Annotated in this window: 24 protein-coding genes; 8 read left to right on the top strand and 16 right to left on the bottom strand. The window is 64.2% G+C overall.

The features are described from left to right. The first annotated feature begins 42 nt into the window (after nucleotides 1–42). Nucleotides 43–1,572 (top strand): FAD-dependent oxidoreductase, encoded by a 1,530-nt coding sequence (locus NFC73_RS14045; protein ID WP_254751163.1) that lies wholly within the window; start codon nucleotides 43–45, stop codon nucleotides 1,570–1,572. A gap of 7 nt (nucleotides 1,573–1,579) precedes the next feature. Here NFC73_RS14045 and NFC73_RS14040 read toward each other — a convergent pair whose 3' ends face one another. Beyond that, entirely contained in the window at nucleotides 1,580–1,975 is a 396-nt protein-coding gene (locus tag NFC73_RS14040; protein ID WP_254751161.1) for a hypothetical protein, read from the bottom strand. 2 nt (nucleotides 1,976–1,977) lie between these two features. Further along, complete coding sequence (locus NFC73_RS14035) at nucleotides 1,978–2,361, bottom strand: cupredoxin domain-containing protein (RefSeq protein WP_254751159.1); 384 nt, start codon at nucleotides 2,359–2,361, stop codon at nucleotides 1,978–1,980. 235 nt (nucleotides 2,362–2,596) lie between these two features. Here NFC73_RS14035 and NFC73_RS14030 point away from each other — a divergent pair, with 235 nt between their 5' ends. After that, nucleotides 2,597–3,631 (top strand): PDDEXK nuclease domain-containing protein, encoded by a 1,035-nt coding sequence (locus tag NFC73_RS14030; protein ID WP_256548946.1) that lies wholly within the window; start codon nucleotides 2,597–2,599, stop codon nucleotides 3,629–3,631. A gap of 26 nt (nucleotides 3,632–3,657) precedes the next feature. Here NFC73_RS14030 and NFC73_RS14025 read toward each other — a convergent pair whose 3' ends face one another. From NFC73_RS14025 to NFC73_RS14015, 3 genes are all read right to left on the bottom strand, one after another. Further along, nucleotides 3,658–4,395: a VOC family protein gene (locus tag NFC73_RS14025; protein WP_254751156.1), complete on the bottom strand. Its 738-nt coding sequence runs from the start codon at nucleotides 4,393–4,395 to the stop codon at nucleotides 3,658–3,660. Beyond that, a complete protein-coding gene (locus tag NFC73_RS14020; RefSeq protein WP_254751154.1) occupies nucleotides 4,352–4,750 on the bottom strand; it encodes a hypothetical protein in 399 nt (132 codons plus the stop codon). Before NFC73_RS14020 ends, NFC73_RS14025 begins: the two co-directional genes overlap by 44 nt. A gap of 251 nt (nucleotides 4,751–5,001) precedes the next feature. Beyond that, entirely contained in the window at nucleotides 5,002–5,493 is a 492-nt protein-coding gene (locus NFC73_RS14015; protein ID WP_254751152.1) for a hypothetical protein, read from the bottom strand. A 417-nt stretch (nucleotides 5,494–5,910) separates the two neighbouring features. On the opposite strand from NFC73_RS14015, the gene NFC73_RS14010 reads away from it, so the two are divergent. From NFC73_RS14010 to NFC73_RS14000, 3 genes are read left to right on the top strand one after another with little or no spacing between them, the layout of a single operon-like run. Next, nucleotides 5,911–6,603 (top strand): MSMEG_4193 family putative phosphomutase, encoded by a 693-nt coding sequence (locus NFC73_RS14010; RefSeq protein ID WP_254751150.1) that lies wholly within the window; start codon nucleotides 5,911–5,913, stop codon nucleotides 6,601–6,603. Nucleotides 6,604–6,627: 24 nt separating this feature from the next. Next, entirely contained in the window at nucleotides 6,628–7,182 is a 555-nt protein-coding gene (locus tag NFC73_RS14005) for a DUF3090 domain-containing protein (protein WP_254751148.1), read from the top strand. Then, nucleotides 7,182–7,949, top strand: coding sequence for an SCO1664 family protein (locus NFC73_RS14000; protein ID WP_254751146.1), 768 nt, complete (start codon nucleotides 7,182–7,184; stop codon nucleotides 7,947–7,949). Before NFC73_RS14005 ends, NFC73_RS14000 begins: the two co-directional genes overlap by 1 nt. An 11-nt stretch (nucleotides 7,950–7,960) precedes the next feature. On the opposite strand, the gene NFC73_RS13995 is transcribed toward NFC73_RS14000, so the two are convergent. From NFC73_RS13995 to NFC73_RS13985, 3 genes are read right to left on the bottom strand one after another with little or no spacing between them, the layout of a single operon-like run. Beyond that, on the bottom strand, nucleotides 7,961–8,383 hold the full coding sequence (locus NFC73_RS13995; protein WP_254751144.1) for a DUF4352 domain-containing protein: 423 nt from the start codon (nucleotides 8,381–8,383) through the stop codon (nucleotides 7,961–7,963). Continuing rightward, entirely contained in the window at nucleotides 8,380–8,664 is a 285-nt protein-coding gene (locus NFC73_RS13990; protein ID WP_254751142.1) for a hypothetical protein, read from the bottom strand. Before NFC73_RS13990 ends, NFC73_RS13995 begins: the two co-directional genes overlap by 4 nt. Nucleotides 8,665–8,708: 44 nt before the next feature. After that, the gene (locus NFC73_RS13985) at nucleotides 8,709–9,221 is read right to left on the bottom strand and encodes an Rv1352/Rv1906c domain-containing protein (RefSeq protein WP_254751140.1); all 513 of its coding nucleotides are present in this window, start codon (nucleotides 9,219–9,221) and stop codon (nucleotides 8,709–8,711) included. Between the two features lie 234 nt (nucleotides 9,222–9,455). On the opposite strand from NFC73_RS13985, the gene NFC73_RS13980 reads away from it, so the two are divergent. Next, on the top strand, nucleotides 9,456–10,991 hold the full coding sequence (locus NFC73_RS13980) for an HNH endonuclease signature motif containing protein (protein WP_254751138.1): 1,536 nt from the start codon (nucleotides 9,456–9,458) through the stop codon (nucleotides 10,989–10,991). Nucleotides 10,992–11,161: 170 nt separating this feature from the next. On the opposite strand, the gene nrdF is transcribed toward NFC73_RS13980, so the two are convergent. From nrdF to NFC73_RS13945, 7 genes are all read right to left on the bottom strand, one after another. Then, on the bottom strand, nucleotides 11,162–12,136 hold the full coding sequence (gene nrdF / locus NFC73_RS13975) for a class 1b ribonucleoside-diphosphate reductase subunit beta (protein WP_024368367.1): 975 nt from the start codon (nucleotides 12,134–12,136) through the stop codon (nucleotides 11,162–11,164). A 91-nt stretch (nucleotides 12,137–12,227) separates the two neighbouring features. Then, complete coding sequence (gene nrdE / locus NFC73_RS13970; RefSeq protein ID WP_254751235.1) at nucleotides 12,228–14,348, bottom strand: class 1b ribonucleoside-diphosphate reductase subunit alpha; 2,121 nt, start codon at nucleotides 14,346–14,348, stop codon at nucleotides 12,228–12,230. A 65-nt stretch (nucleotides 14,349–14,413) separates the two neighbouring features. Further along, nucleotides 14,414–14,887 carry a class Ib ribonucleoside-diphosphate reductase assembly flavoprotein NrdI gene (nrdI, locus tag NFC73_RS13965; protein WP_200950610.1) on the bottom strand — a complete coding sequence of 158 codons (474 nt, stop codon included), beginning with the start codon at nucleotides 14,885–14,887 and terminating at the stop codon, nucleotides 14,414–14,416. Between the two features lie 57 nt (nucleotides 14,888–14,944). Further along, nucleotides 14,945–15,190: a glutaredoxin-like protein NrdH gene (gene nrdH, locus NFC73_RS13960; RefSeq protein WP_013601222.1), complete on the bottom strand. Its 246-nt coding sequence runs from the start codon at nucleotides 15,188–15,190 to the stop codon at nucleotides 14,945–14,947. Between the two features lie 353 nt (nucleotides 15,191–15,543). After that, nucleotides 15,544–16,917, bottom strand: a complete 1,374-nt coding sequence (locus NFC73_RS13955; RefSeq protein ID WP_254751136.1) for a class I SAM-dependent methyltransferase — start codon at nucleotides 16,915–16,917, stop codon at nucleotides 15,544–15,546. Then, nucleotides 16,914–17,645 carry a DUF1365 domain-containing protein gene (locus NFC73_RS13950; protein ID WP_254751134.1) on the bottom strand — a complete coding sequence of 244 codons (732 nt, stop codon included), beginning with the start codon at nucleotides 17,643–17,645 and terminating at the stop codon, nucleotides 16,914–16,916. Before NFC73_RS13950 ends, NFC73_RS13955 begins: the two co-directional genes overlap by 4 nt. After that, nucleotides 17,642–19,018, bottom strand: a complete 1,377-nt coding sequence (locus NFC73_RS13945) for an NAD(P)/FAD-dependent oxidoreductase (RefSeq protein ID WP_254751132.1) — start codon at nucleotides 19,016–19,018, stop codon at nucleotides 17,642–17,644. The genes NFC73_RS13950 and NFC73_RS13945 overlap by 4 nt, the downstream gene beginning before the upstream one ends. Nucleotides 19,019–19,204: 186 nt before the next feature. Between NFC73_RS13945 and NFC73_RS13940 the strand changes: the two genes are divergently transcribed. Next, on the top strand, nucleotides 19,205–20,122 hold the full coding sequence (locus NFC73_RS13940) for a LysR family transcriptional regulator (RefSeq protein ID WP_141140796.1): 918 nt from the start codon (nucleotides 19,205–19,207) through the stop codon (nucleotides 20,120–20,122). A gap of 45 nt (nucleotides 20,123–20,167) precedes the next feature. After that, the gene (locus NFC73_RS13935; protein WP_104060889.1) at nucleotides 20,168–20,674 is read left to right on the top strand and encodes a DUF2004 domain-containing protein; all 507 of its coding nucleotides are present in this window, start codon (nucleotides 20,168–20,170) and stop codon (nucleotides 20,672–20,674) included. 68 nt (nucleotides 20,675–20,742) lie between these two features. Here NFC73_RS13935 and metE read toward each other — a convergent pair whose 3' ends face one another. Next, nucleotides 20,743–23,076, bottom strand: coding sequence for a 5-methyltetrahydropteroyltriglutamate--homocysteine S-methyltransferase (gene metE, locus NFC73_RS13930; RefSeq protein WP_254751130.1), 2,334 nt, complete (start codon nucleotides 23,074–23,076; stop codon nucleotides 20,743–20,745). Nucleotides 23,077–23,095: the final 19 nt, after the last annotated feature.

Genomic DNA, 23,095 nt, shown 5'->3' with positions numbered 1-23,095 from the left:
TTAACACAGCCGAGCAGTACCGGGTGATCCTGAGGTGACGCAGTGAATGACGCATCGAACAGTGGACGGCCGGAAGGTGAACCCCGCTCCCTCTGGGTCGCTACCGCCGGAACCACCGATTATCCGGTCCTGCGGGGGGATCTGGAGGTGGACGTCGCGGTCATCGGGGCCGGCATCGCCGGGCTGACCGCAGCGTTGGCGCTCAAACGTACCGGGCGGACTGTCGCGGTCATCGAGACCGCCCGCGTCGGAACCGGCGTCACCGGCCACACCACCGGCAAGGTCACCTCCCTTCACCGCCTTGCCTACACGGAACTTGCCCGCAGACACGGCAACGACACCGCGCGTATCTACGGGGAGGCCAACCAGGCCGCAGTCGAACACGTCGCGCAACTCGTGGCCGCCGAAGCCATCGACTGTGACTTCCGCCGCGTCGCCAACTACACCTACGCCGAATCCGACGACGCGCTCAGCCTTGTGCGCGCCGAAGCCAACCTTGCCGCCAGCCTCGGCCTGCCGGCCGCTTTCACCACCGACGTGCCGCTGCCCTTCCCGGTTAAGGGTGCGGTCCGATTCGACGGGCAGGCGCAAATCCATGCCGTGAAATACCTCCGGGGTCTCGCCCGCGCGGTCAACGGAGAGGGCAGCTTCGTCTATGAGCAGACCCGGGCGCAGCAGGTCCACGATGGTTCCCCGGCCGTCGTTGATACAGAACACGGCACCGTCCGGGCCCGCGGCATCATCGTCGCTACGAATGTGCCCTGGGGCGGGCAGGGCCTGTTCTATTTGCGGTCGCATCCGCACCGCTCCTACCTCGTCGCCGGCCGCGTGGACACGCCACCGCTGGATGCCACGTTCATCAGCGCCGACGAACCGATGCGATCCATTCTGACCACCAGCGTCAACGGCACAAGCTACGTGCTCACCGGCGGCGAGGGCCACCGTGTGTCCGAGCCCGGCGACACAGCAGCGCGTTACCGCAGACTCGCCACCTTCGCCCACGACCGCCTCGGTGTGGACGCGATCGCCTACCGATGGTCAACACAGGACGGCATCCCGCTCGACGGGCTGCCCTACGCCGGACTCATGTCCCCCACCGCCAAACACGTGTACGTGATCACCGGCCTGCGCAAATGGGGCCTGTCCAATGGAACCGCTGCCGCCCTCATTCTTGCCGACACCCTCAGCGGCCGGGAAAACCCCTGGGCCTCTGTGTTCAACAGCAACCGGTTCACCCCGGCAGCCAGCGCGAAACGGTTCGCGGAGGAGAACTTCAAGACCGTGGCAGCTGTCCTGGCCGGCAAACTCCGCGGCCGGCCCGGCCACACGGAACTGTCGCCGGGTCAGGGGAAAGTCATGACCGTCAACGGCGAGAGCACCGCCGTCTATAGAGACGCAGACGGGCAGGTCCACGCCGTCTCCGCCACATGCACCCATCTCGGCTGCACCGTCGGCTTCAACACCGCCGACGCCACCTGGGACTGCCCCTGCCACGGCTCCCGGTTCTCCACCGACGGCACGGTCATCCAAGGACCCGCCGCCAAGAGCCTCCCACCCGCGCAGATGCCCTGATCCCCTGCTAGTTGCCGGACCGGCGCCTGGGGCCGGTCCGCACCACGCCCACAGCGGCCAGTAGGGCTCCCACTCCCTCAGCCACGGCGCTGAGGGACTTCTCGAAAAACCACACCGGCTCATACATCGCAGGCAAAGGTCCAAAGGCCGGAATATCCACATACCGGTACAACACCACGGCCACGAATGCGCTCAGGGCCACCACCAGGGCCAGGGCAAAGGAGGCTCTGCTGCCGCGGAACAGAACCCACAGCGCCGCCAGCACCGCCGCGGCCGATTCGAGATAGAACAGGTTGCCTTGTCCGATTCCGCCAGGCGAGGCCGCCTGGTAGCCGGGGGCCAGATAGATATGTACCCCGGCATCGATGAACAATGCCAGTGCCGTCAGTACCCTCAGTGCCATGTTCATTTGACTATCAGCGTCCCGCGCATATTGGGGTGATAGGTGCAGAAGTAGGGGTAGGAGCCGGGTGACGAGGGCGCCGTGAACGTGGCCGTCCCGCCGCTTCCCCGCACATCCACGTCAAATGCCTGGCCCTGGTCCGCGGTGACGGTATGGCCCGCGGCGTCCATGTTGGTGACCGTGACAATTGTGCCCGGCGCAACGGTCAGCGGCGCGCCGTACCCGAAGTCCTTGATGGTGATAACAGGCGCTCCGGGGGTGACCGCTCCCATCGTCGCTGTCCCCGCCCCGGGGGACGCCGTGGGACTTCCGGTGCCGGAGCCGCAACCTACCAAAAGGAGCGCCGCCATCAGCAGCACTGTGGCCTTGGCCTGAATCGCTCTCACTGTGACCGTCCTCGACTCCGGAAAACCAGGGCCGGCCAGGCCCTGCCTGTCCCTATTATTGTGCGCGCATCCGACGGAAATGGCGCCTGCGGCTGCAGCGGCAGGCGCCACCTTGCCCGCGGATCAAGAATGTCAGTGCCGGCAGATAGGTTCAGGGCGAAATGATCGCCACGAAAGGGAACCGATCCGCGTGTCTACACCAGCATCGTTTGAATCAACGCCCGCGACGTCAAGCATGCCCGATTGGTACCCGGAGTTGTTGGCGTCCGTCGCCTCACAGGTCCGTTCCGGCCGGTCCAGGGCAATTTCGGCCGCCAACCGGGAGATGCTGCTTTCGTACTGGGTGATTGGCAGCGAATTGGCCAAGCGAGAGTCAGCCCAAGGTTGGGGTAGCAAAGTGGTAACGCGGCTCTCGGCTGACGTCCGCTCGGCTTTTCCCGAGGCACGTGGATTTTCGCCGCGAAATCTCCGCTATATGAAGTCGTTCGCCGAAGCCTGGCCTGACTTCCCAATGTTGCAACAGCCTGTTGCAACATTGCCGTGGGGCCACAATGTCACCCTTCTCGACAAGCTTGAAGACTCGGGCGCCCGGCGCTGGTACGCCGCTGCCGCCGTCGAGAATGGCTGGTCACGGAACGTGCTTGCCCACCACATCGAGACGAAGCTCTCCGAACGTTCCGGCAAGGCGATCACCAACTTCAAAGCGACATTGCCGCCGTCGGATTCGGATCTTGCCCAGCAGTCTTTCAAGGACCCCTATGTTTTTGACTTCGTGGCCATGACAGGCAAGCGGAATGAACGTGATCTTGAGGGACAGCTCGTGGTGCACGTCGAAAGGTTCCTGTTGGAACTCGGTCAGGGATTCGCCTTCGTTGGCCGGCAAGTCCGGTTGACCATCGGGGCGGACGAATTCTTCGCCGACCTGCTGTTCTACAATTTCAAGCTGCGTTGCTTCGTCGTGGTCGAGCTGAAGGCCACCGCCTTCAAACCGGAGTATCTGGGCCAGATCAACATGTACATGTCCGCTGTTGATGATCTCCTGGGTCATACAGACGACGAGCCCACCATCGGACTGCTGTTGTGCAAGACCAAGAACAACGTCGTAGCTGAATACTCTCTACGGGGCTTCTCGAAACCGATCGGGATCGCCGAATGGGAATCCGGGATCGTGGCGTCCTTGCCGCAGGAATTCGCTGCCACCCTTCCCAGCATCAGCGAAATCGAAGCCGAGCTTTCACAAGACTTTTCCCAAGGAGATCCGGTGGATTAGCCGGAATCACTAGGCAAGGCTCTGCGTCAGCCCGGGGTGAGGACGCAGAACTCGTTGCCCTCCGGGTCGGCGAGGCACACCCATGGCACATCGCCCTGGCCGACGTCGGCGTCAGTGGCGCCCAGCGCCCGCAGCCTGGCCACTTCTGCCGCTTGATCATCACCCGGGTACGGCATCAGGTCGAGATGGACACGGTTCCACACCGTCTCCACGCCGGACGTGCGAAGTAGTTCCAGATACGGCCCGACACCCGTGGCAGAACGCAGCCTCGCATGGTCGTCGTTCACCTCATGCACGGTCCAGTCCGTGGCCTCGCCCCAGAACCGGGCCATGGCCCGCGGATCCGCGCAGTTGACCACCACCGTGGCGATCGGCCCGGTGTCCCGGTAGATCGGTCGCGGCTCCAGCACACAGAACACATTGCCCTCCGGGTCGGCCAGGACCGTCCACGGCACATCACCCTGACCCACGTCGGCAGGCGTCGCACCGAGTTCCAACAGCCGCGCCACCAGTTCTGCCTTATGGGCCGCAGAGGTGGTGGCCAGATCGAGGTGCGCGCGGTACTTCACTGTCTCGGGGTCCGGGACAGTCACGACATCGACGCACACGGCGGTGGGGTCCGGCCATGCGAAGCCCACAGGTTCAACATTGGTCACTCCGGGTCCCTCGCTGGAAACACCCCAGCCGAGCGCCTCCGCCCAAAACCGGCCGAGCGCCGAGTCATCCCGAGCCTTGAAATTCACCTGAACAAGTCGCAGCGCCATACCACCCGACCCTATACCAAACGTGGCAAGACCCCATGGGTAATGTGCGGGGAGGGCCACTGCGAGGTCCGACGGTCGGGACCAAAACGGCTGTGCCGAAGGCCCACTGTTCGCCGCGGCGCACCCCGTACCAGGACAGGCCTGCGATGGCCAGCCCGGTCGCAGCGATGAAGCCGCTGAGCGCAATGTGCAGATGGCTGATGTAGTGATGCAGCTGTGGGCTGAACGCCTCGACCTCGGCCATCCCCTTGTCCACTTGATCGGGGCCGATGCCCAGCTCAAGGAAGGCGCCGCTAAAGTTGAGTCCCAAGAAGACCACGGCGTACGCAACGAAGACCAGCCCGGCAAGCGTCATGAGAGCGGCTCCCGTCCGGAGGCGGGCCTGGTTTCCCGGGGTGCTTTGGATGGCAGCCATAGCCACCACCCTCTCTCGTGTCCATTTAGGTACTCGATGAGAGTCCCCTGATCCCAGGACTGTCAAACGGTCCTCCTGAATAGGAGGCTAGCGTGGGGCGACCAGGAAAAGGATGCCTTAGAACCGCGGCGAGTAGCCGGCCGATGTCCCCCATGGGCCGTCCTTATCGTCACAGTCTTCGGGACGAGCCATCAAGTAGTCGCCTGCTTTCGTAGGATCCAGCAGTCCGGGAAGTATTCCAGGGTCATGGGAATGTGCGGCGATGGGTGCTTCAGGAACCACTCGTAGGCCTCGTCGTCGCCGGCCGCGAGCCACGGCTTCGGCAGGCCTCTGAGCTTTCGTGCTTTCCTGCCGCGCAGTTCCTGCTGGAGGTTGAAGTAGCACTGGAGAACGGCGAAGCCGAAGAGGGCGCCGAAGAAAAGCATAACCAACGTCATGACGGGTAGTTCGAACACCGTAATGACTGCAAGCACCAGGCAGCCCAGGGTGACCGGCGCGAACAGGATCATCATGAACAGGCTGAAGTAGAAGGACCGGATCGTGTTGTGGTCACCGCCCCCGTCGCCGGCGCCCAGGCCCCATTCTTCCTCCGTGTATGCGTACACGGTCCTGCTCCCAAAGGCGTACCCGTAGTTCATCACTCGGGGCACGTAGGGCAGTTTGAGATCCTTGTTTTTACTCACGATGGCACTAGCCTATCGACCCCACGATGCCGACATCTCACAACGTTGTGAGATCCCGATCTAACTGAGTTATTGCTCATCAGCATGGGACAGTGAGTTTCGGCGTTCCTGGCGCATCATCATGAGGTCCTTAGAACCTGGGGAGGACTGGTTCTACCAGCACACCACGAGGAAGTTCTTCCGCGGCCCGCAACTCCCGGATCCTCAGTCCAGACCACCGGAGCAGCCGGCACCTGCGCCGGCAGACAAGGTACCGGCAGACTGGCGAGAGCGCACACACCGGTGACCGTGGATCCCGAATTAGCCGCACCGACGCTGGGATTCGGTGAAGGATGAACGGCGTGCCTGGTTCCCGGCAACAGCAAATTTCCAAAGTGTGGGTAACACTGCCGTCGAGCGGATGGCTAGGCTGGGTGGATGGCGACAGTTATTCTCGTGCGGCACGGCCGCACCACTGCCAATGCCACTGGACTGCTGGCCGGTCGGGCCGCCGGTGTCAGCCTGGACCAGATCGGGCGCGAGCAGGCGGCTTTGACCGGAGAGCGGCTCGCGGCCGTGCCCGTAGTTGGGGTGGTGTCGAGCCCTCTTGAGCGTTGTCAGCAGACCGCCCAACTCATCCTTGATCGCCAGTCTGGCACTCCGCACGCGCCGTTGGAATCCGGTCTTACCGAGTGCGATTACGGCCAGTGGCAGGGCCGCACGCTCAGTGATCTCGCAACCGAAGATCTGTGGTCGGCTGTGCAATCGCAGCCGTCCGCCGTCATCTTTCCCGGCGGTGAATCCATGGCCGCGATGCAGGCTCGGGCCGTAGCAGCAATTCGACGCCACGATGCAGCCTTCGAAGCCGAGTACGGGCCAGGAGCCGTATGGGTGGCGGTGAGTCACGGTGACGTCATCAAATCAATCGTCGCCGACGCGTTAGGCATGCACCTCGACCTGTTTCAACGCATTAACGTGGGCCCTGCCTCCGTATCGATCGTGCGCTACGGAGCCAGTCGGCCGAGCGTCTACGCGATCAACACCGACGCAGGGGATCTGTCGTGGCTGTCGAACGGCATCCACTCTGGTGACGCGCCGGTGGGCGGTGGTGCAGGGCACAGGGCGCCATGAAGCTCATATGCCTAAAATGCTCATATGCCTACACGTGTTCATGAGTTTGCCTGGCCTGATCGGGTCGTCGTTGGCACCATTGGCCTTCCGGGGGCACGCACGTTCTACCTGCAGGTGCGGGCCGGGACTCAGATCGTAAGTATCGCCATGGAGAAGCAGCAGTCGGCCCTGCTCGCCGACAAAATCGACGAAATCCTGGACCACCTTCTCACCGTCGAGGGCAACCCCCACAGCGTTCCCACCAGCACCCCCATAGAACTTGTCGACAATGACCAGCTCGAGGCCGTTCAGGAGCAGTTTCGGACCGGCGCCATGAGTTTAGGTTGGGACCCGACGACGGCGCAGGTCGTGATAGAGGCCTACCCGATCACCGATGTCGACGCTGATGACAACGACGAGTCGCTTGAGGAGGACGACGCTGACGTGCCCGAAATGCTGCTGGTGCGGATGCCGGTTGGCACCGCCCGCGCGTTCGCCAAGCGCACGCGTGAGGTTGTGGGCGCCGGGCGTCCCGCGTGCCCGCTTTGCGGTTACCCCGTAGACGCCGACGGGCACGTCTGCACTCGGCCCGAGGTCTGATGCCGGCGCCCGACCTGTTTACGGCCGAGCTGACGCTCACCGGGCGCATTACGACGGCGTCGAACGCCACCTTCCTGGGCAGCATTGGGGACACTGCTGTCGTCTATAAGCCGATAGCCGGGGAGAAACCGCTGTGGGATTTTCCCGACGGCTGCCTCGCCCACCGGGAGGTTGCCGCCTACCTGGTTTCGGAGGTCCTCGGCTGGAACGTGGTGCCGCGCACCTGGTTGCGCGATGGTCCGTTCGGCGATGGGATGGTGCAACTGTGGCAGGAGACAGACCCCGACCAGAACGCGGTGGACCTCGTTGCGTCGGACGACGTCCCGGAGATCGGCTGGAAACACGTCCTCCAGGGTCAGGATGAGAACGGACGGATGGTCGCCCTCATACACGAGGACTCTCCGGCGCTCAGACGCATGGCGGTGTTCGACGTCGTCGTGAACAACGCCGACCGTAAAGGCGATCACATCCTTGCCATCACGGACGGACACCGGCACGGCGTGGACCACGGGCTTACCTTTCACCGTGACTACAAGCTACGTACGGTGCTGTGGGGGTGGCTGGGAGACGCTCTGACCGTCGAGGAACTTGAGGGCATCGATCGTGTCACCGAAGGACTGAACGGTGAGCTGGGCCGAGACCTCGCGGACCTGCTCAGCGCCGAAGAAATTGGGTCGGTCGCCGCGCGCTGCGCCCGGTTGCGCTTGGCGGGTCGGTTCCCGGCTCCGAGGGGTGAGATGTCGGCGGTGCCCTGGCCGCTGTTCTAAGGGAATCACGGCTACGGGCTTCGCTGACGCTGTCCTTGCCTAAGGGGCCTTCCGCGAATGGCTCGTTGTCTGAATCGCTTGCGAGCGCGGCCGGCAGCTTCCTGCAGCAGCGGATCGGTGATGATCACAGTCGCCGCGCCCGGAGCGATGTCGAAAGCGATGAACCCGCGGGACTTGTCCCCCGGCAGGACGTCACCGGAGCCCAGCTGGTTATCGGCTAACATGCTGAGGTCAGCCTTCCGCCCGCTGGCATCCTTGGCCGAGAAGTAGAACGGATTCGAGCTCGACTTTCCCGCCTCGGTCTCCCACAGCACATCCAGGAGCAGGTAGGTTCCATTCTTCGGCGGCGTCGCAAAGGCAGTCGTAGTCACCGTGTCGGTCCGCACCGCGGAGACGATCGTGATCCTGGCGACGTCGCCGTTGCGCATTTTCACGCTAAACGGTGCTCCCACTGAAGGAGCGGCACGAGCCGCCGGCGCGGCGGGGCTGCCGCCGGCGGCGCCGCGGCCTCGGCCGGAGCCGCGGAGGCAGCCGCCGAAGCGATGGGGCTGGTGTCCGCCACAGACTTGCTGCCGCTGGAGCACGAGCCCATGACGATTCCGAGCAGCAGGACGCCAGCCGGAATCACAAAGCGTTTCTTCTTGTAGAACGGGCGCTTGGCCGGGGGCGCAGCAACCGGAACGGACGGGACTGAATCAAAGTTCTGGTGAGACACGGTGGTGGTGCCTTTCGAGAGTGCGTTGGGTGATGCTGCAGGTGCTATTGCTTTTCCCATTTGCCGCAGCGGCTGGATTTGAAATCTTGGCCGGCGGACAGCGCAACGGAGGGCCGGCCGCCGCCGGGGAGGTCGTTGTCGATGATGTTGCTGCCGTTGCTGCCGGTGGCGTAGATGCCCCAGTAGCGGGAGGAGCCGACGTCGGCGGATGCCCGGTACGTGCCGGGTTCGATGTCGGAGCCCACGGTCCAGGTGCCGTCGCTGATGGTGTTGGCAGCCTTGGCCTTCTCGGCCCCGGTTACCGCCTCTTCCCTGGCCTTTACCGCGGCTTCGGCGGTCTTGACTGCAGCGCCGGCCTTGCCCACTTCGGTTTCCCGTGCGGAAACCTTGGATTCTGGGGCAACGATTCCGCCCTGGAGGCTGTCGTACTTACCCTTCACGGACGCATAGCTGGACTGTGCGGCGTCGCGCTCAATCTCGACCGTTGCCTTCTCGTCCGCCAGCGCCGCGTAGGCATCGCTGGTCTTCGGATCGGGAAGTGTGGTTCCGAAGGCCACCCCACCGGCGAGAAGTACGACGGCGGCTGTCGCCTGTAGGATGCGCTTCTTCCGGCTGGACTTCGCGGACTGAGCGGGTTGCTCCTCGGCTGCCTCGGGGCAGCCTGGCCATCAGGCCTTTGGGCCTGGCCGGCGTCGTCTGTGTTCAACATGTTCTCTAATGGCCTGGGATGTTGGCCCAGCAGCGAGATTACGCCCACGCAGAATGTCAGACCCCCTTTCCATAATGAGTACATGGCAAGCGAAGCGGTGGCAAAGGCGTTTGAGGCGATAGACGCCGCCGTTGCCATGCTTCGCGACGAGGTGGCTGAATCCGCTTGCGGGTCGCCCTCGGACTCCGACCCTCTGGCTGTCGTTGCTGATGGATGTTTGGACATCCTTGCCGGGATCGCACGGGCTGAGGCGCGGATCGCGGCATTGAAGGCGGAGGCAGCCGCTACATATGCGGACTCGGCGCGGTTGGCGGCCCCGCTGTACATTTCGGTCCAGGCGCAGGAAATGGCAATAGCGGCCGAAGTGGGCTGCGTGCTGGCCATCGGCGACCGGGCGGCAGGCGCGCTGCTGGAGCAGTCCTACGCCCTGTCAACGTCTCTGCCACGCACCCTTTCAGCCCTTCAGGCGGGAACGGTTTCGTGGCAGCACGCCAGGGTGATGGTGGACGAGACCGCCACCCTTGACCGCGACGCAGCCAAGGCACTGGAAGCCCACTTCCTCGATGCTGACGCGCCCAATCCTGCCTGCGGTTGCCCAGCCGGCGAGATGCCCGCCTACAGGTTCCGGCGGAAAGCCCGGACTTGGCGAGAACGCCACCACCCGGACAGCATCGAAAAACGCCACGTTAAGGGCGTCAAGGACAGGTGCCTGGAATTTACGCCGGAGCAGGACGGTATGGCGCGGGTGTCCGCCTACCTGCCTGCGGACCAGGCGGCCGCGATCTGGAACCGCATTACTGCCATCGCGCGGGGCCTGCAGGGTCCCCAGGAGGAACGGACGCTCACGCAGCTGAGGGCAGACGTCTTCGCCACGGCAACCCTGCGAAGCGACAGCGGCTGCACCCGCTGCAGCAACAGCATCGGCAGCAGCGGGACTGGGGCTAGGGCGGGGGCACCCGGTCTTGCCGATATCCCCACGCCCCGGGCGGAGGTCCTGATCACCGTTCCCATCTTTTCCCTGCTTGGGGTGACCGAGGAGCCGGCGATGCTCGACGGGTACGGACCCATCCCAGCCTCCATGGCACGGGATCTGGTGGCCAACGGAGCTGACTCGTTCCACCGGGTGCTCGTCGATCCGCGAAATGGGGCACCGTTGGAAATCGGCCGCACGAGTTACCGGGTCACGAAGGCCATGCGGAACTGGCTACGGATGCGCGACGGCAAATGCCCGTTCCCCGGCTGCAGCAACCAGTCCCTGGACAACGAGGCAGACCACCTCCTGGCCTGGCATCACGGCGGAACCACCGGGATCAGCAATTTGGGACAGCCATGTCGCCGGCACCACAGCCTCAAACACGCCAGCGGCTGGAAACCGACGCCGGCAACAAAGAACGAGCCGCCCGGCTGGGTTTCACCATCAGGGCGCAAATACAAAAGCGAACACCAGGAATGGGAACCACCCCACTGGCCGCCTTCACTGGGGCCGCAAGCCGGTGAGGGGCACCGCTCTGGGTCCTATCCATCTACGTCCACCGCCTCGCGCGGGACCGTGGATTATGTTCAGATGCCGCCATCGGCGGGAGAACACTGCCTTCGCGCGTACCTTGGTGCAAGATGAGCTGCCGGACGAACCTGCCGGGCCTCGACCGTCCCGTGGGTTCCGCTGCGCCACCGCCTGACCCGGCGCCGGATCCACGAGACCTCCCCCAACGTACAAGGGACGCCGCACAAGCGTGCGGCGTCCCTTGTTGTCATGTCCTGGAAATTGTCACGGCGGCGGGGGGGGTCCTAGAAGTCCCAGTCGTCATCCTCGGTGTTGACAGCCTTACCGATGACATACGAAGAACCGGACCCGGAGAAGAAGTCGTGGTTTTCATCAGCATTCGGTGACAGGGCCGAGAGGATGGCCGGGTTCACGTCGGTGACGGAAGCCGGGAACATGGCCTCGTAGCCCAGGTTCATCAATGCCTTGTTGGCGTTGTAGTGCAGGAACTTCTTGACGTCCTCGGCCAGGCCAACGGAGTCATAGAGGTCGTGCGTGTACTGGACCTCGTTCTCGTAGAGCTCGAAGAGCAGTTCGAACGTGTAGTCCTTGATCTCCTGCTTGCGCTCCTCGGACAGGCCCTCAAGGCCCTTCTGGAACTTGTAGCCGATGTAGTAGCCGTGGACGGCTTCGTCGCGGATGATCAGGCGGATCAGGTCAGCCGTGTTCGTCAGCTTGGCCCGTGAGGACCAGTACATCGGCAGGTAGAAGCCCGAGTAGAACAGGAAGGACTCCAGCAGCGTGGAGGCCACCTTGCGCTTCAGCGGATCGTCGCCCTGGTAGTAGTCCATGACGATCTGGGCCTTCTTCTGAAGGTTCACGTTCTCGGTGGACCAGCGGAAGGCCTCGTCGATCTCCTTGGTGGAGGCCAGCGTGGAGAAGATCGAGGAGTAGCTCTTGGCGTGCACGGACTCCATGAACGCAATGTTCGTGTAAACGGCTTCCTCGTGCGGGGTGATCGCGTCCGGAATCAAAGAAACGGCGCCGACGGTGCCCTGGATGGTGTCCAGCAGGGTCAGGCCCGTGAACACGCGCATGGTGAGCTGCTGTTCGTCCGGAGTCAGCGTGGCCCACGACTGCACGTCGTTGGAGAGTGGGATCTTCTCGGGCAGCCAGAAGTTGTTGACCAGGCGGTTCCAGACGTCTACGTCCTTGTCGTCCTGGATGCGGTTCCAGTTGATCGCTTCGACGTGGCTAAGCAGCTTGACCTTCTCGGTCATGTCATCCCCTAAAAGTTGGGTTGTTCTTTGAAGTTAAGCGTACGACGGCGGGCGGGCGCCCGCCGTCGTACTGTCCGGTTTTAGTTGAAGATTAAAGCATGCAGCTGACGCAGCCGTCCACCTCAGTTCCCTCCAGCGCGAGCTGGCGGAGACGGATGTAGTAAATGGTCTTGATGCCCTTCTTCCAGGCGTAGATCTGGGCCCGGTTGATGTCGCGCGTTGTGGCCGTGTCCTTGAAGAACAGCGTCAGGGACAGGCCCTGGTCCACGTGCTGGGTGGCTGCGGCGTAGGTGTCGATGACCTTCTCGTAGCCGAGCTCGTACGCGTCCTGGTAATACTCCAGGTTGTCGTTCGTCAGGTACGGCGCCGGGTAGTACACGCGGCCCAGCTTGCCTTCCTTGCGGATCTCGATCTTGGACGCCACCGGGTGGATCGAAGAGGTGGAGTTGTTGATGTAGGAGATGGAGCCCGTCGGCGGGACGGCCTGCAGGTTCTGGTTGTAGATGCCGTGCTCCATGACGGAGGCCTTCAGCGCGCGCCAGTCATCCTGGGTGGGGATGTGGATGTTCTTGAACAGCTCCGCAACCTTCCCGGTCTGCGGCACCCACTCCTGCTCCGTGTACTTGTCAAAGAACTCGCCCGAGGCGTACTTGGACTTCTCAAAGCCGCCGAAGGTCTGTCCGGTCTCGATGGCCAGCAGGTTGGAAGCGCGGACCGCGTGGTACACCACCGAGTAGAAGTAGATGTTGGTGAAGTCCAGGCCCTCTTCGGAACCGTAGTGGACCCGCTCGCGGGCCAGGTAGCCGTGCAGGTTCATCTGGCCCAGGCCGATGGCGTGGGACTGGTCGTTGCCGCGGGCGATGGACGGCACCGAGGTGATGTTGGACATGTCCGAGACCGCCGAGAGGGACCGGATGGCCGTCTCAATGGTCAGGCCGAAGTCCGGGCTGTCCATGGCCTTGGCGATGTTCAGCGAGCCCAGGTTGCAGGAAATGTCCTTGCCGGTCTGGTCGTAGGACAGGTCATCGTGGTACGTGGTGGGCTGCGAAACCTGGAGGATCTCCGAGCACAGGTTGGACATGATGATCTTGCCGTCGATCGGGTTTTCCCGGTTCACGGTGTCCTCGAACATGATGTACGGGTAGCCGGATTCGAACTGGATCTCGGCGAGGGTCTGGAAGAACTCGCGCGCCTTGATCTTGGTCTTCTTGATCCGGGAATCGTCCACCATCTCGTAGTACTTCTCAGTGACCGAGACGTCGGAGAACGGCATGCCGTAGACGCGCTCGACGTCGTACGGGGAGAACAGGTACATGTCCTCGTCCTTCTTGGCCAGCTCGAACGTGATGTCCGGGATGACAACGCCCAGCGAGAGGGTCTTGATGCGGATCTTCTCATCCGCGTTCTCGCGCTTGGTGTCCAGGAAGCGGTAGATGTCCGGGTGGTGCGCGTGCAGGTACACAGCACCCGCACCCTGGCGGGCACCGAGCTGGTTGGCGTAGGAGAAGCTGTCCTCGAGGAGCTTCATCACGGGGATGACGCCGGAGGACTGGTTCTCGATCTGCTTGATCGGGGCGCCCACTTCGCGGATGTTGGTCAGCGCGAACGCCACACCGCCGCCGCGCTTGGACAGCTGCAGCGCCGAGTTGATGGACCGGCCGATCGATTCCATGTTGTCTTCGATGCGGAGCAGGAAGCAGGAGACCAGCTCGCCGCGCTGCTTCTTGCCGGCGTTCAGGAATGTGGGCGTGGCCGGCTGGAAGCGGCCTTCGATGATCTCGTCCACCATCTGCAGGGCGAGCTTCTCGTCACCACGGGCCAGGTGCAGGGCCACCATGCAGACGCGGTCCTCGTAGCGCTCCAGAAAGCGGTTGCCGTCGAACGTCTTCAGCGTGTAGGACGTGTAGAACTTGAACGCGCCCAGGAAGGTCTCGAAGCGGAACTTCTTCTTGTACGCGCGGTTGTAGAGCTCGCGGATGAAGTTCATCGTGTACTGGTCGAGTGTTTCGCGCTCGTAGTACTGGTTCTTCACCAGGTAGTCGAGCTTCTCTTCCAGGTCATGGAAAAAGACGGTGTTGTTGTTCACGTGCTGCAGGAAGTACTGGTGTGCAGCCTCGCGGTCGGCCTCGAACTGGATCTCGCCGTTCGGACCGTACAGGTTCAGCATGGCGTTGAGCTCGTGATAGCCCAGGCCCTTATAGGCGGCCGGCATCTCGGGCTTCTCGACGGCGGCACTCCGCTTTTCGGCAGCGGCGGTGCCCTGGCCTTCGGCCCTGGTTACTTCTGTGTCTGCGACAGTCGTGTCCAAAACGTGTCCAATCCATTGTGTACGCGGGCGACGTCTTCTGGCGTGCCCATTAGTTCAAATCTGTAAAGCCGGGGGACGTTGCACTTGGCGGCAATAATGTCCGCGGCCATGCAGTAGTTGTCCCCGAAGTTTGTGTTGCCTGCACCGATAACCCCACGGATCAGTTGCCTGTTCTGCGGGTCGTTCAGAAAGCGGATCACCTGCTTGGGCACGGAACCCTCTCCCCCGGTGCCCCCGTACGTCGGCACTACCAGGACGTAAGGCCGGGTGGCGAGAAGGGGTGCATCCTTTGCATGGAGCGGGATCCGGGCCAGCTCACATCCGAGCTTCGCGACAAAGCGGCTGGTGTTCTCGGAGGTGGAGGAAAAGTAGATGAGCTGGCTCTGTGTGGTGACAGGCGCCAACGGGGCCACCTGGGCCCTGGCTACTGCCAGTGCTGACACGGGAGTCACCTCATGTGTGCGGATTGAAAGTTGCCGGCTGGCGAAAAGTGTAGGGCCTTAGGCCACGGAGGAAACGGCAGACAGTGCCAGTTCCTCGATCTTGTCCGGGCGGAAGCCTGACCAGTGGTCCTGGTCCGTGACTACAACAGGTGCCTGCATGTAGCCCAGCGCCTTCAGGCGCTCGAGGGCCTCGGCGTCCTGGGAGATGTCAACGCTCTGGTACGTGATGCCCTTTTTGTCCAGCGCACGGTAGGTTGCGTTGCACTGTACACACGCAGGTTTGGTGTAAACCGTAACGGTCATTGTCCCTGTCCCCTTTATCGAAATCTTCGCTCGTCTTTGTCCTGCCCAAGCTGTACGTCGATACTACATGTAGTGCAGACTGCTCTTCGGAACCCCAAGATGATGTATTACAAGTATGTCATTTAATGCACTTTTAATCCACAGGCAAGCGCCCTCAAAATGTCCGGAATCCCGCCGTTTTTGCGGACGAAATCCACACCCTGTGGAGTACTTAGCCACAATTAACCCCCAGCGTGTCGCGTGTTGGACGGCGTGTCGCGCCTAGTGGGCGGACCACTACATCTGGTGCCGGGCACGCAGAAGGGGCCCTGAAGAAACCTTCAGGGCCCCTGCGACGTGATGAACCTAACCAGCTACAGCTGAGCCTCCCGGCGGTCCAGGACAATCTGCTGCACGTCCAGGTAGCCGGACTGGAAACCCGCCCGTGAATAGCACAGGTAGAACAGCCACATCCGCTGGAACACGGCATCGAACCCCAGCCCGCCCACCTCCTGCGAGCGCGCGATGAACTGTTCCTCCCAGAGACGGAGGGTCGCGGCGTAATGATCGCCCAGGCCCATCCGCTCCCGCACCCGGAGTGTGGTGTGCTGCTGGGTCACACTTTCGATGGCCCGCACGGACGGCAGGAAGCCGCCGGGGAAGATGTACTTGTGCACCCAGGTGTACGCGTTGCGCGTGGCCAGCATGCGCCCGTGCGGCATGGTGATGGCCTGGATGGCCACCTTCCCGCCCGGGGCCAGCACTCGGTCGATGGTCTGGAAGTAGATGGGCCAGTACTCATAGCCAACCGCCTCGACCATTTCCACTGACACCACGGCATCGAACTCGCCTTCCACGGCGCGGTAGTCCTGCAGCGCCACGGTCACCTGGTCTGCGTAGCCGGCGGCTGCAATCCGTTCCTGCGCCAGCGCCCGCTGCTCACTGGAGAGCGTCACGCTGTAGACAGTGGCACCGCGGGCTGCTGCCCGGAGGGCCAGCTCACCCCAGCCGGTGCCGATCTCCAGCAGCCGCGTGCCAGACCCGACGCCGGCCTTGTCCAGCAGCCTGTCGATCTTGGCTTGCTGGGCTTCCGCCAAGGCGTCCCACGGGACCGAATCCAGTGCACCGTCGCTCAGCGGGAAGAGCGCCGAGGAGTAGCTCATGGTGGTGTCCAGGAAGTTGGAGAAGAGCTCGTTGGAGAGGTCGTAGTGCCGCGAGATGTTGCTGCGCGTGTTGTGCTCTTCGTTGCGTTCCTGCCGCGGCGTCCGCGGCAGGTACAGGGTCCGCAGCCTCTGCAGCGGTGCGGGGATCAGCGTGTCCACGGAAGCGGCGAAGACCTCCAGCACGCCGGCGAGGTCTGATGCTTCCCAGTCCCCCGCCATAAAGGACTCGCCCAGCCCGATCAGGCCGTTGTCACCGATCCGCACTTCGAACGCTGCAGGCCTGAGCATGGTCATCACCGGTGCGTCCGGGCCACCGGTGCCCAGCACCGAACCGTCCGGGTAGGCAACGCGCAGGGGCAGCCGGCGTACGGCCGCCTTGAACAACAGGCCGGCGGCCTTGCCCGCCACCAGCGCTTTAGTGCCCGACGGCGCGTGGGCAACACCGGGCCACACTTCCGCATCGATGGTGGCCGGCGACGCCGGTACCCCGGCAGCGGTACGTTCCGGCACCGGGTGCCGTGCGGCTGACTTCGCGGCGGAGACCTCCGCAGTCGCGGCTGTTCCGTTTTCATCGGTCATGGTCATTGGACTGCCTCCTGTGAGGGGTGATGTGGTTTTTTGATGACTGGCAGGCGTCGCGCCCAGAGTTTGATGCCCTGAATCCGGATCAGCGCCGATACCAGCAGCGGCGCGGCCGGGACGGCAACGGCCGCTGCCAGGATGTTCCTGACGGTGGCCGGGCGCCGGTCCCCGTCCATGGTCGCGGCGAACGGCCGCTGCCCTTCCCGCTCCAGGACGATGGAGACGGACAGCCGCTGCTCCGGGGCGGGCAGCTTCATCCGGTACTGCCCGTCAACGTCATTGAACGGTGAAACGTAGAAGGCCTTGGGCACGCTGGCCCGGCCGGAAGGATCCGTTTCCAGCAGGTAGCAGTGGCGTTCGCCGTAGGTGTTGTGGACCTCTGCGATGACACACTGCAGCTCCCCGGACATCCGGTAGCACCAGAAGAGGGTGAGCGGGTTGAAGACGTGGCCGAAAACCCGGGCGCTGGTCAGCATCCGGATGGCCCCGCCGTCGGGCTCTATCCCCCGGGTCCGCAGGAACCGTTCCACGTTGCTGCGGATGGTGGCGTCGGGATCACCGAGGTGGTCGGCGGCCCGGAAGACAGCCAGTGGCCGCATGAGCCGGGGCAGAACCGGGAGCCGGTCCACGTCCACAAACCAGCTGTAGCTCCGGTAGGTGAACGCATTCTTTAGCGGCGTCTGGCGCACGTGGGAAATGGACGTGCGGTAGATGGCTGCGGTTGCGCTCATGCGCCCTCCGAGGCAGAGAGCAATTCGGGCTCGGGTGCCTGAGCAGCGGGCGTATCCCAAGTTCGTCCCAGGCTCGCGGCGGCACGGACACCGGCCAGGGCGCCGTCCTCATGGAACCCCCAGCCCAGGTACGCGCCGGCGTAGGCGATGCGGTCATCACTCAGGGCTGCAATGCGCTGCTGTGCCCGCACAGATTCGGGGGTGTACTGGGGGTGTTCGTAGACCAAGTGTTCCAGGACCCGGCCCTCTGCGATGAGCTCGGACTCCCCCAGGCTCACCAGGTACGGCAGGCCATCGGCCGGCTCCAGTCGCTGGAGCCGGGTGAGGTCGTAACTGACCAGGACCTTGTCCGGGCGGGCTTCGCAGTCCGGGAGCCGGTAGTTCCAGGACGCCCTGGCATTGTCCGCGGCGGGCAGGACGGCCGGGTCCCGGTGGAAAACGGTGTGGTTGACGGAGTACGGCATCTGGCCCAGTGCTTCCTTTTCGGCCGGCGTGGCGTCCGCGAGGATGTTCAGGGCCTGGGCCGGGTGCGTGGCAATGACCACGGCTTCGAAATCCTCCACTCCGTGGTCGGTGTCCACTTCCACGCCGAGGGCGTGGCGCCGGATAGCGGTGACCGGACTGCCAAGCCTGATGTCCGGGAGCGTGGCGGCCAACTTCTCCACGTACTGCCCCGAACCGCCGGTGACCGTCCGCCACTGCGGCGAACCCTTGACGCCCAGCATGCCGTGGTGGCCCAAAAACGTGAAGAGGTAGCGCGCCGGATAGGACAGCGCCGTGGTGGGATCGCACGACCACACCGCGCTGACCACAGGCGTCATGAAATGGGAGATGAAGTACTTGCTGAAGCGTTCCTTGGCCAGGAAGTCACCGAGGGTCAGCTGCGCGCCGCCCGCACCAGGGCCGGCGTCGGACGCGGGAGCCGACTCAATCAGAGCACGGGCCCTGCGGTAGAAGCGCATGACCTCCAGCAGCATCAGCAGGTATCGTCCGCGCAGCAGGCTGGACGGGCGGGCGATGATGCCGCGGCCGCCCCCACGGGCCCCGGCGTATTCCAGGCCGCAGCCGTCACAGCGGACGGACATACTCATCTCGGAGTCCTGCGTCTCCACGCCCAGCTCGGCGAACAGCCGCAGCAGGGTGGGATAGGTCCGCTCGTTGTGGACGATGAAGCCGGTGTCGATGCCGAGGACGGATCCATCGGGCTGCGCGACATTGTGGGTGTGGGCGTGGCCGCCCAGCCTGCTGTCCGCCTCGAAAAGGGTGACGTTGTCTTGCCGGTTCAGGACATACGCGGCCGTCAGGCCGGCCACTCCGCTGCCCACGACCGCGATGCGCCGTCCCTGCGGCTTGAAGGTCGAGTTCCCTGCCAAAGACACTGTTTTGCTCCCCTGCTCGGACTGCCTGTGCGCTTGCTCGGTGCAAACTCTCTAGGGGCAGTTCGACGCTGCGGGGCCGGTGGATGACTGATTTTGCCGTAAATCTTTGTGCCAGAATGAAGCGGGCGTTCGAGACCCTGCAGACCGCAGTGCCCAGGCGGCCCTGACCGAAGGACAGCGTTGGTAAATCCCGTACATCTGAAGACCCTCCTGGAAGTTACCCGGCTGGGCTCGTTCGCGGCCGCAGCGGCACGCCTGGGCTACACGGCGTCGGCTGTCTCGCAACAGATGTCCGCCCTGGAACGCGAAACGGGCGTGGTCCTGTTCCAGCGTTCAGCCCGCAGCGTGGTCCCCACGGAAGCGGCGGAAGTGATGACCCGGCACGCCGCGAAGGTGCTGACGGACATCGAAGCCCTCATGGCGGCGGCCTCCAAGACACACAGCAGCACCAGCCAGGAGCTCCGGCTGGGAATCTTCCCCAGCCTGGCAACCTACGTCCTCCCGCGCATCCTGAAGAATCCGGCGTGGAAGGACCTGGCCATCGACCTCAAAGTGTCCGTGGCCGAGCCGGCCCAGACCATCCAGGGACTGCGCACCGGCGGAGAGCTGGACGTGGCGCTCGTTTTCCAGGTGGGCCAGTCCGGGCTCGCCTGGCCGCACACCATTAACCGGCAGTGGATCGGCGATGACAACTTCCGCGTAGTGCTCCCCGCGGGCTGGGGTTTCCGCACGGACGCCAAGGTGGCGGCGGACCATCTGTCCGAGCTGCCCTGGATCATGCACCACCCCGGGAGCCCGGACGCCGTGGTGATCGAGCGGCTCTTTGCCAGCTGCAACCTGCATCCGCGCGTGGTGGCCCACAGCGACGACTTCCATGCCAGCCTCGAAATGGCGGCCGCCGGACTGGGCGCTGCGCTGGTGCCTGAGCTCGCTTTGCGGAACCGGCCTGCCGGCGTTGTCGTGCTGGACGTTCCCGAGATCCGGCTGGCCCGGAACGTGTTTGCCCTGCTCATCAACGAGAAGAAGACCGCCCGGGTGCAGCTCTTTGTGGACCTGCTCGCCGAGACGATGGCTGCTGCGGGGTCCTCAGGCAATTAGCCCGGAATGCTGGAAAGCGCGGCACTTGGGGTCTATGTTGAAGGTATGAACAGGGTAGCGAGCCAGCACTTTGGAGAAATCGAGCTCAACCACGGCAGGGATCACAACATCGCCGCCAAACATGAGCTGGGTGGCCAGGTACTGGAACTTGACCTGAACATCAACGCGCACGACCACTTTGACGAAGCGGCCATGCACAAGGTGGACTACCGGCTGCGGTTCCTCCCCGAGCTGGTGGATGAGGTGCGGCAGATGATCGCCGACGAGCTGGAGCAGGAAGGCACCAGCCCCCAGGAATACCTCCACTTCCACTGCAGCGCCCTCAAGGACGAGCACCTGCAGAAGGTCTTTGGCGTGGAGGAACGCAGCCAGCTCACCAACGATGTCTTCCTCAAGGCCCTCAAGCTCGGCCACGTGGGAATTTTCCCCGGCCAGCCCGAACGCTACTTCGTGATGGACTTCACCCTGGGCTCACACTTCACGGACGAGGTCCTGGTGGTAGCCGCCGACGAAGACGGCGTGGTGGACGACGAAATCCTCTGGGAGTCCTGAACCCTTAACGCACGACGGCGGCCGGTCACCTTTCGGTGAACGGCCGCCGTTGTTTGTGGTGCTTGGGCTTACTTCGCGGATTGCAGCAGGCTGGCGCGGACCGTCTTGGTGGCCTTGACCAGGTTGCGCAGGGACTCTTCGGTCTCGGCGTAGCCGCGGGTCTTCAGGCCGCAGTCCGGGTTGACCCAGAGCTGGCGTGACGGGACGTGCTTGACGGCGGTGGCCAGGAGTTCGGTGACTTCCGCTTCGCCCGGAACACGCGGCGAGTGGATGTCGTAGACGCCCGGGCCAACGCCGCGGCCGAAGCCGTGGGATTCGAGGTCGTGGACAACCTCCATGCGGGACCGTGCCGCTTCGATGGAGGTGACGTCGGCGTCGAGGCCGTCAATGGCGTCGATGATCACGCCGAACTCCGAGTAGCAGAGGTGGGTGTGGATCTGCGTGGCGTCGGCCGCACCGGCGGTGGCCAGGCGGAAGGAATCCACTGACCACTTCAGGTAGGCGGCGTGGTCGGCCTTGCGCAGCGGCAGGAGTTCGCGCAGCGCGGGCTCGTCCACCTGGATGACCTTGATGCCGGCAGCCTCGAGGTCCGCGATTTCGTCGCGGAGGGCCAGGCCAACCTGGTTGGCGGTCTCGCCCAGCGGCTGGTCGTCGCGGACGAAGGACCAGGCCAGGATGGTGACCGGACCGGTGAGCATGCCCTTCATGGGCTTGCTGGTCAGCGACTGGGCGTACTCTGCCCAGGCCACCGTGATGGGGGCGCTGCGGGTGACGTCGCCCCAGAGGATGGACGGGCGGGTGCAGCGTGAGCCGTAGGACTGGACCCAGCCGTGGACCGTGACGTCGAAGCCTTCGAGGTTCTCGGCGAAGTACTGGACCATGTCGTTGCGCTCAGGCTCGCCATGCACCAGGACGTCGTAGCCGAGCTCTTCCTGCAGCTCAACGACGCGCTTGATCTCGTCCTTCATGAGCTGCTCGTACTGCTCGTTGGTGAGGTCGCCCTTGTTGTTGCGGGCACGCGCCGAGCGGATCTCCGACGTCTGCGGGAAGGAGCCGATGGTCGTGGTGGGCAGCGGCGGGAGGTGCAGTGCCTCTTCCTGGGCGGCTTCGCGGACCGTGTAGGCGGAGCGGCTGAAGTCCGCTGCGGTCAGGGCCTCGGTGCGGGCCCGGACGTCGTTGCGGCGGACGCCTTCGGCGATGGCGCGGGCTGCGATGATGGCGGATGCCTCGTCGATGGCTGCCTTCGCGGAGGCCGGGTCGGCCAGGTAGGACGCGAGGGTCTTGACTTCCACGGCCTTCTGGTCCGCGAACGCGAGCCAGCTGCGCAGCTCGTCGGAGAGCTGGCTTTCTTCGGTGACGTCGTGCGGGACGTGCTGGGTGGAGGTGGAGGTGCTGACGACGATCCGGCCGGCGGCAGCCTTCAGTTCGTCCAGCTTGGCGGCGGCGACGGCGAGGTCGTTGCGCCAGATGTTGTGGCCGTCAACGACGCCGGCAACCAGGGTCTTGTTGCCAAGGCCGGCCAGGGCCGCTGCGGACGGGACCGCGCCCTTGAAGGCGTCGATGTGCAGGGCGTCGATGTTGGTGGCGGCAAGTGTGCCCAGCTGGCCATCGAGGGCGCCGTACGGGGTGGAGACAAGGATCTGCGGGCGCGTGGCCGCACCGGAGAGGACCTCGTAAGCGCGGGCAACGGCTGCTTCGATTTCGGCGGCCGGGGTGTCCTGGTCAACAACCAGGGCGGGCTCGTCCAGCTGGATCCAGCTGGCGCCTGCGGCGGCGAGCTTCTCGAGCAGCTGCACGTAGACCGGCAGGACGTCTTCGAGGCGGGACAGCGGAGCGAAGCCTGCGGGGGCTTCATCCGAAGCCTTGGAGAGCAGCAGGTAGGTGACCGGGCCAACGATGTACGGGCGGGTCTCGATGCCGTTGGCCAGGGCGAACTCGAATTCCTCAACGATGCGGTTGGAGGCGAGGGTGAACTCGGTCTCCGGGCCAATCTCCGGAACGAGGTAGTGGTAGTTGGTGTCGAACCATTTGGTCATTTCCAGCGGCTGCTGGTCCTTGGTGCCCCGGGCCAGGGTGAAGTAGCCGTCGATGTCGAGCTGGCCTTCGGCGTTGAGGAGCTTGCCGAAGCGGGCCGGGACAGCGCCGAGGTGGGCGGTGGCGTCCAGGACCTGGTCGTAGTAGGAGAACGTTCCCGGAACGGCGGCCGCTTCGGTGAGGCCCAGTTCCTGCAGTCGCTTGGCGATGGTCAGCTGGATGCCCTTGGCGGCAGCGTCCAATGCAGCGGCGTCGATCTTGCCGGCCCAGTAGCCTTCGATGGCCTTCTTGAGCTCGCGACGGCGGCCGATGCGCGGGTAGCCGAGGAGTGACGCGGCCGGGAACGGGGTGGTGTTCTGTTCAGTCATGGGAGATTCCTTGGGTGTT

Source organism: Pseudarthrobacter humi (assembly GCF_024294965.1).
GTDB classification, from domain to species: Bacteria; Actinomycetota; Actinomycetes; order Actinomycetales; family Micrococcaceae; genus Arthrobacter; species Arthrobacter humi.
The sequence above is the reverse complement of the archived record's forward strand: the minus strand, read 5'-3'. Positions and strand labels throughout refer to the sequence as shown.

Bases quoted from the DNA above. Each gene is read 5' to 3' on its own strand.
- NFC73_RS14040 (WP_254751161.1), bottom strand. From the start codon at position 1,975: ATGGCACTGAGGGTACTGACGGCACTGGCATTGTTCATCGATGCCGGG.
- NFC73_RS14030 (WP_256548946.1), top strand. From the start codon at position 2,597: ATGCCCGATTGGTACCCGGAGTTGTTGGCGTCCGTCGCCTCACAGGTC.
- NFC73_RS14025 (WP_254751156.1), bottom strand. From the start codon at position 4,395: ATGGCGCTGCGACTTGTTCAGGTGAATTTCAAGGCTCGGGATGACTCG.
- NFC73_RS14020 (WP_254751154.1), bottom strand. From the start codon at position 4,750: ATGACGCTTGCCGGGCTGGTCTTCGTTGCGTACGCCGTGGTCTTCTTG.
- NFC73_RS14010 (WP_254751150.1), top strand. From the start codon at position 5,911: ATGGCGACAGTTATTCTCGTGCGGCACGGCCGCACCACTGCCAATGCC.
- NFC73_RS14005 (WP_254751148.1), top strand. From the start codon at position 6,628: ATGCCTACACGTGTTCATGAGTTTGCCTGGCCTGATCGGGTCGTCGTT.
- NFC73_RS14000 (WP_254751146.1), top strand. From the start codon at position 7,182: ATGCCGGCGCCCGACCTGTTTACGGCCGAGCTGACGCTCACCGGGCGC.
- NFC73_RS13980 (WP_254751138.1), top strand. From the start codon at position 9,456: ATGGCAAGCGAAGCGGTGGCAAAGGCGTTTGAGGCGATAGACGCCGCC.
- nrdF (WP_024368367.1), bottom strand. From the start codon at position 12,136: ATGACCGAGAAGGTCAAGCTGCTTAGCCACGTCGAAGCGATCAACTGG.
- nrdE (WP_254751235.1), bottom strand. From the start codon at position 14,348: ATGCCGGCCGCCTATAAGGGCCTGGGCTATCACGAGCTCAACGCCATG.
- nrdH (WP_013601222.1), bottom strand. From the start codon at position 15,190: ATGACCGTTACGGTTTACACCAAACCTGCGTGTGTACAGTGCAACGCA.
- NFC73_RS13955 (WP_254751136.1), bottom strand. From the start codon at position 16,917: ATGACCATGACCGATGAAAACGGAACAGCCGCGACTGCGGAGGTCTCC.
- NFC73_RS13950 (WP_254751134.1), bottom strand. From the start codon at position 17,645: ATGAGCGCAACCGCAGCCATCTACCGCACGTCCATTTCCCACGTGCGC.
- NFC73_RS13935 (WP_104060889.1), top strand. From the start codon at position 20,168: ATGAACAGGGTAGCGAGCCAGCACTTTGGAGAAATCGAGCTCAACCAC.
- metE (WP_254751130.1), bottom strand. From the start codon at position 23,076: ATGACTGAACAGAACACCACCCCGTTCCCGGCCGCGTCACTCCTCGGC.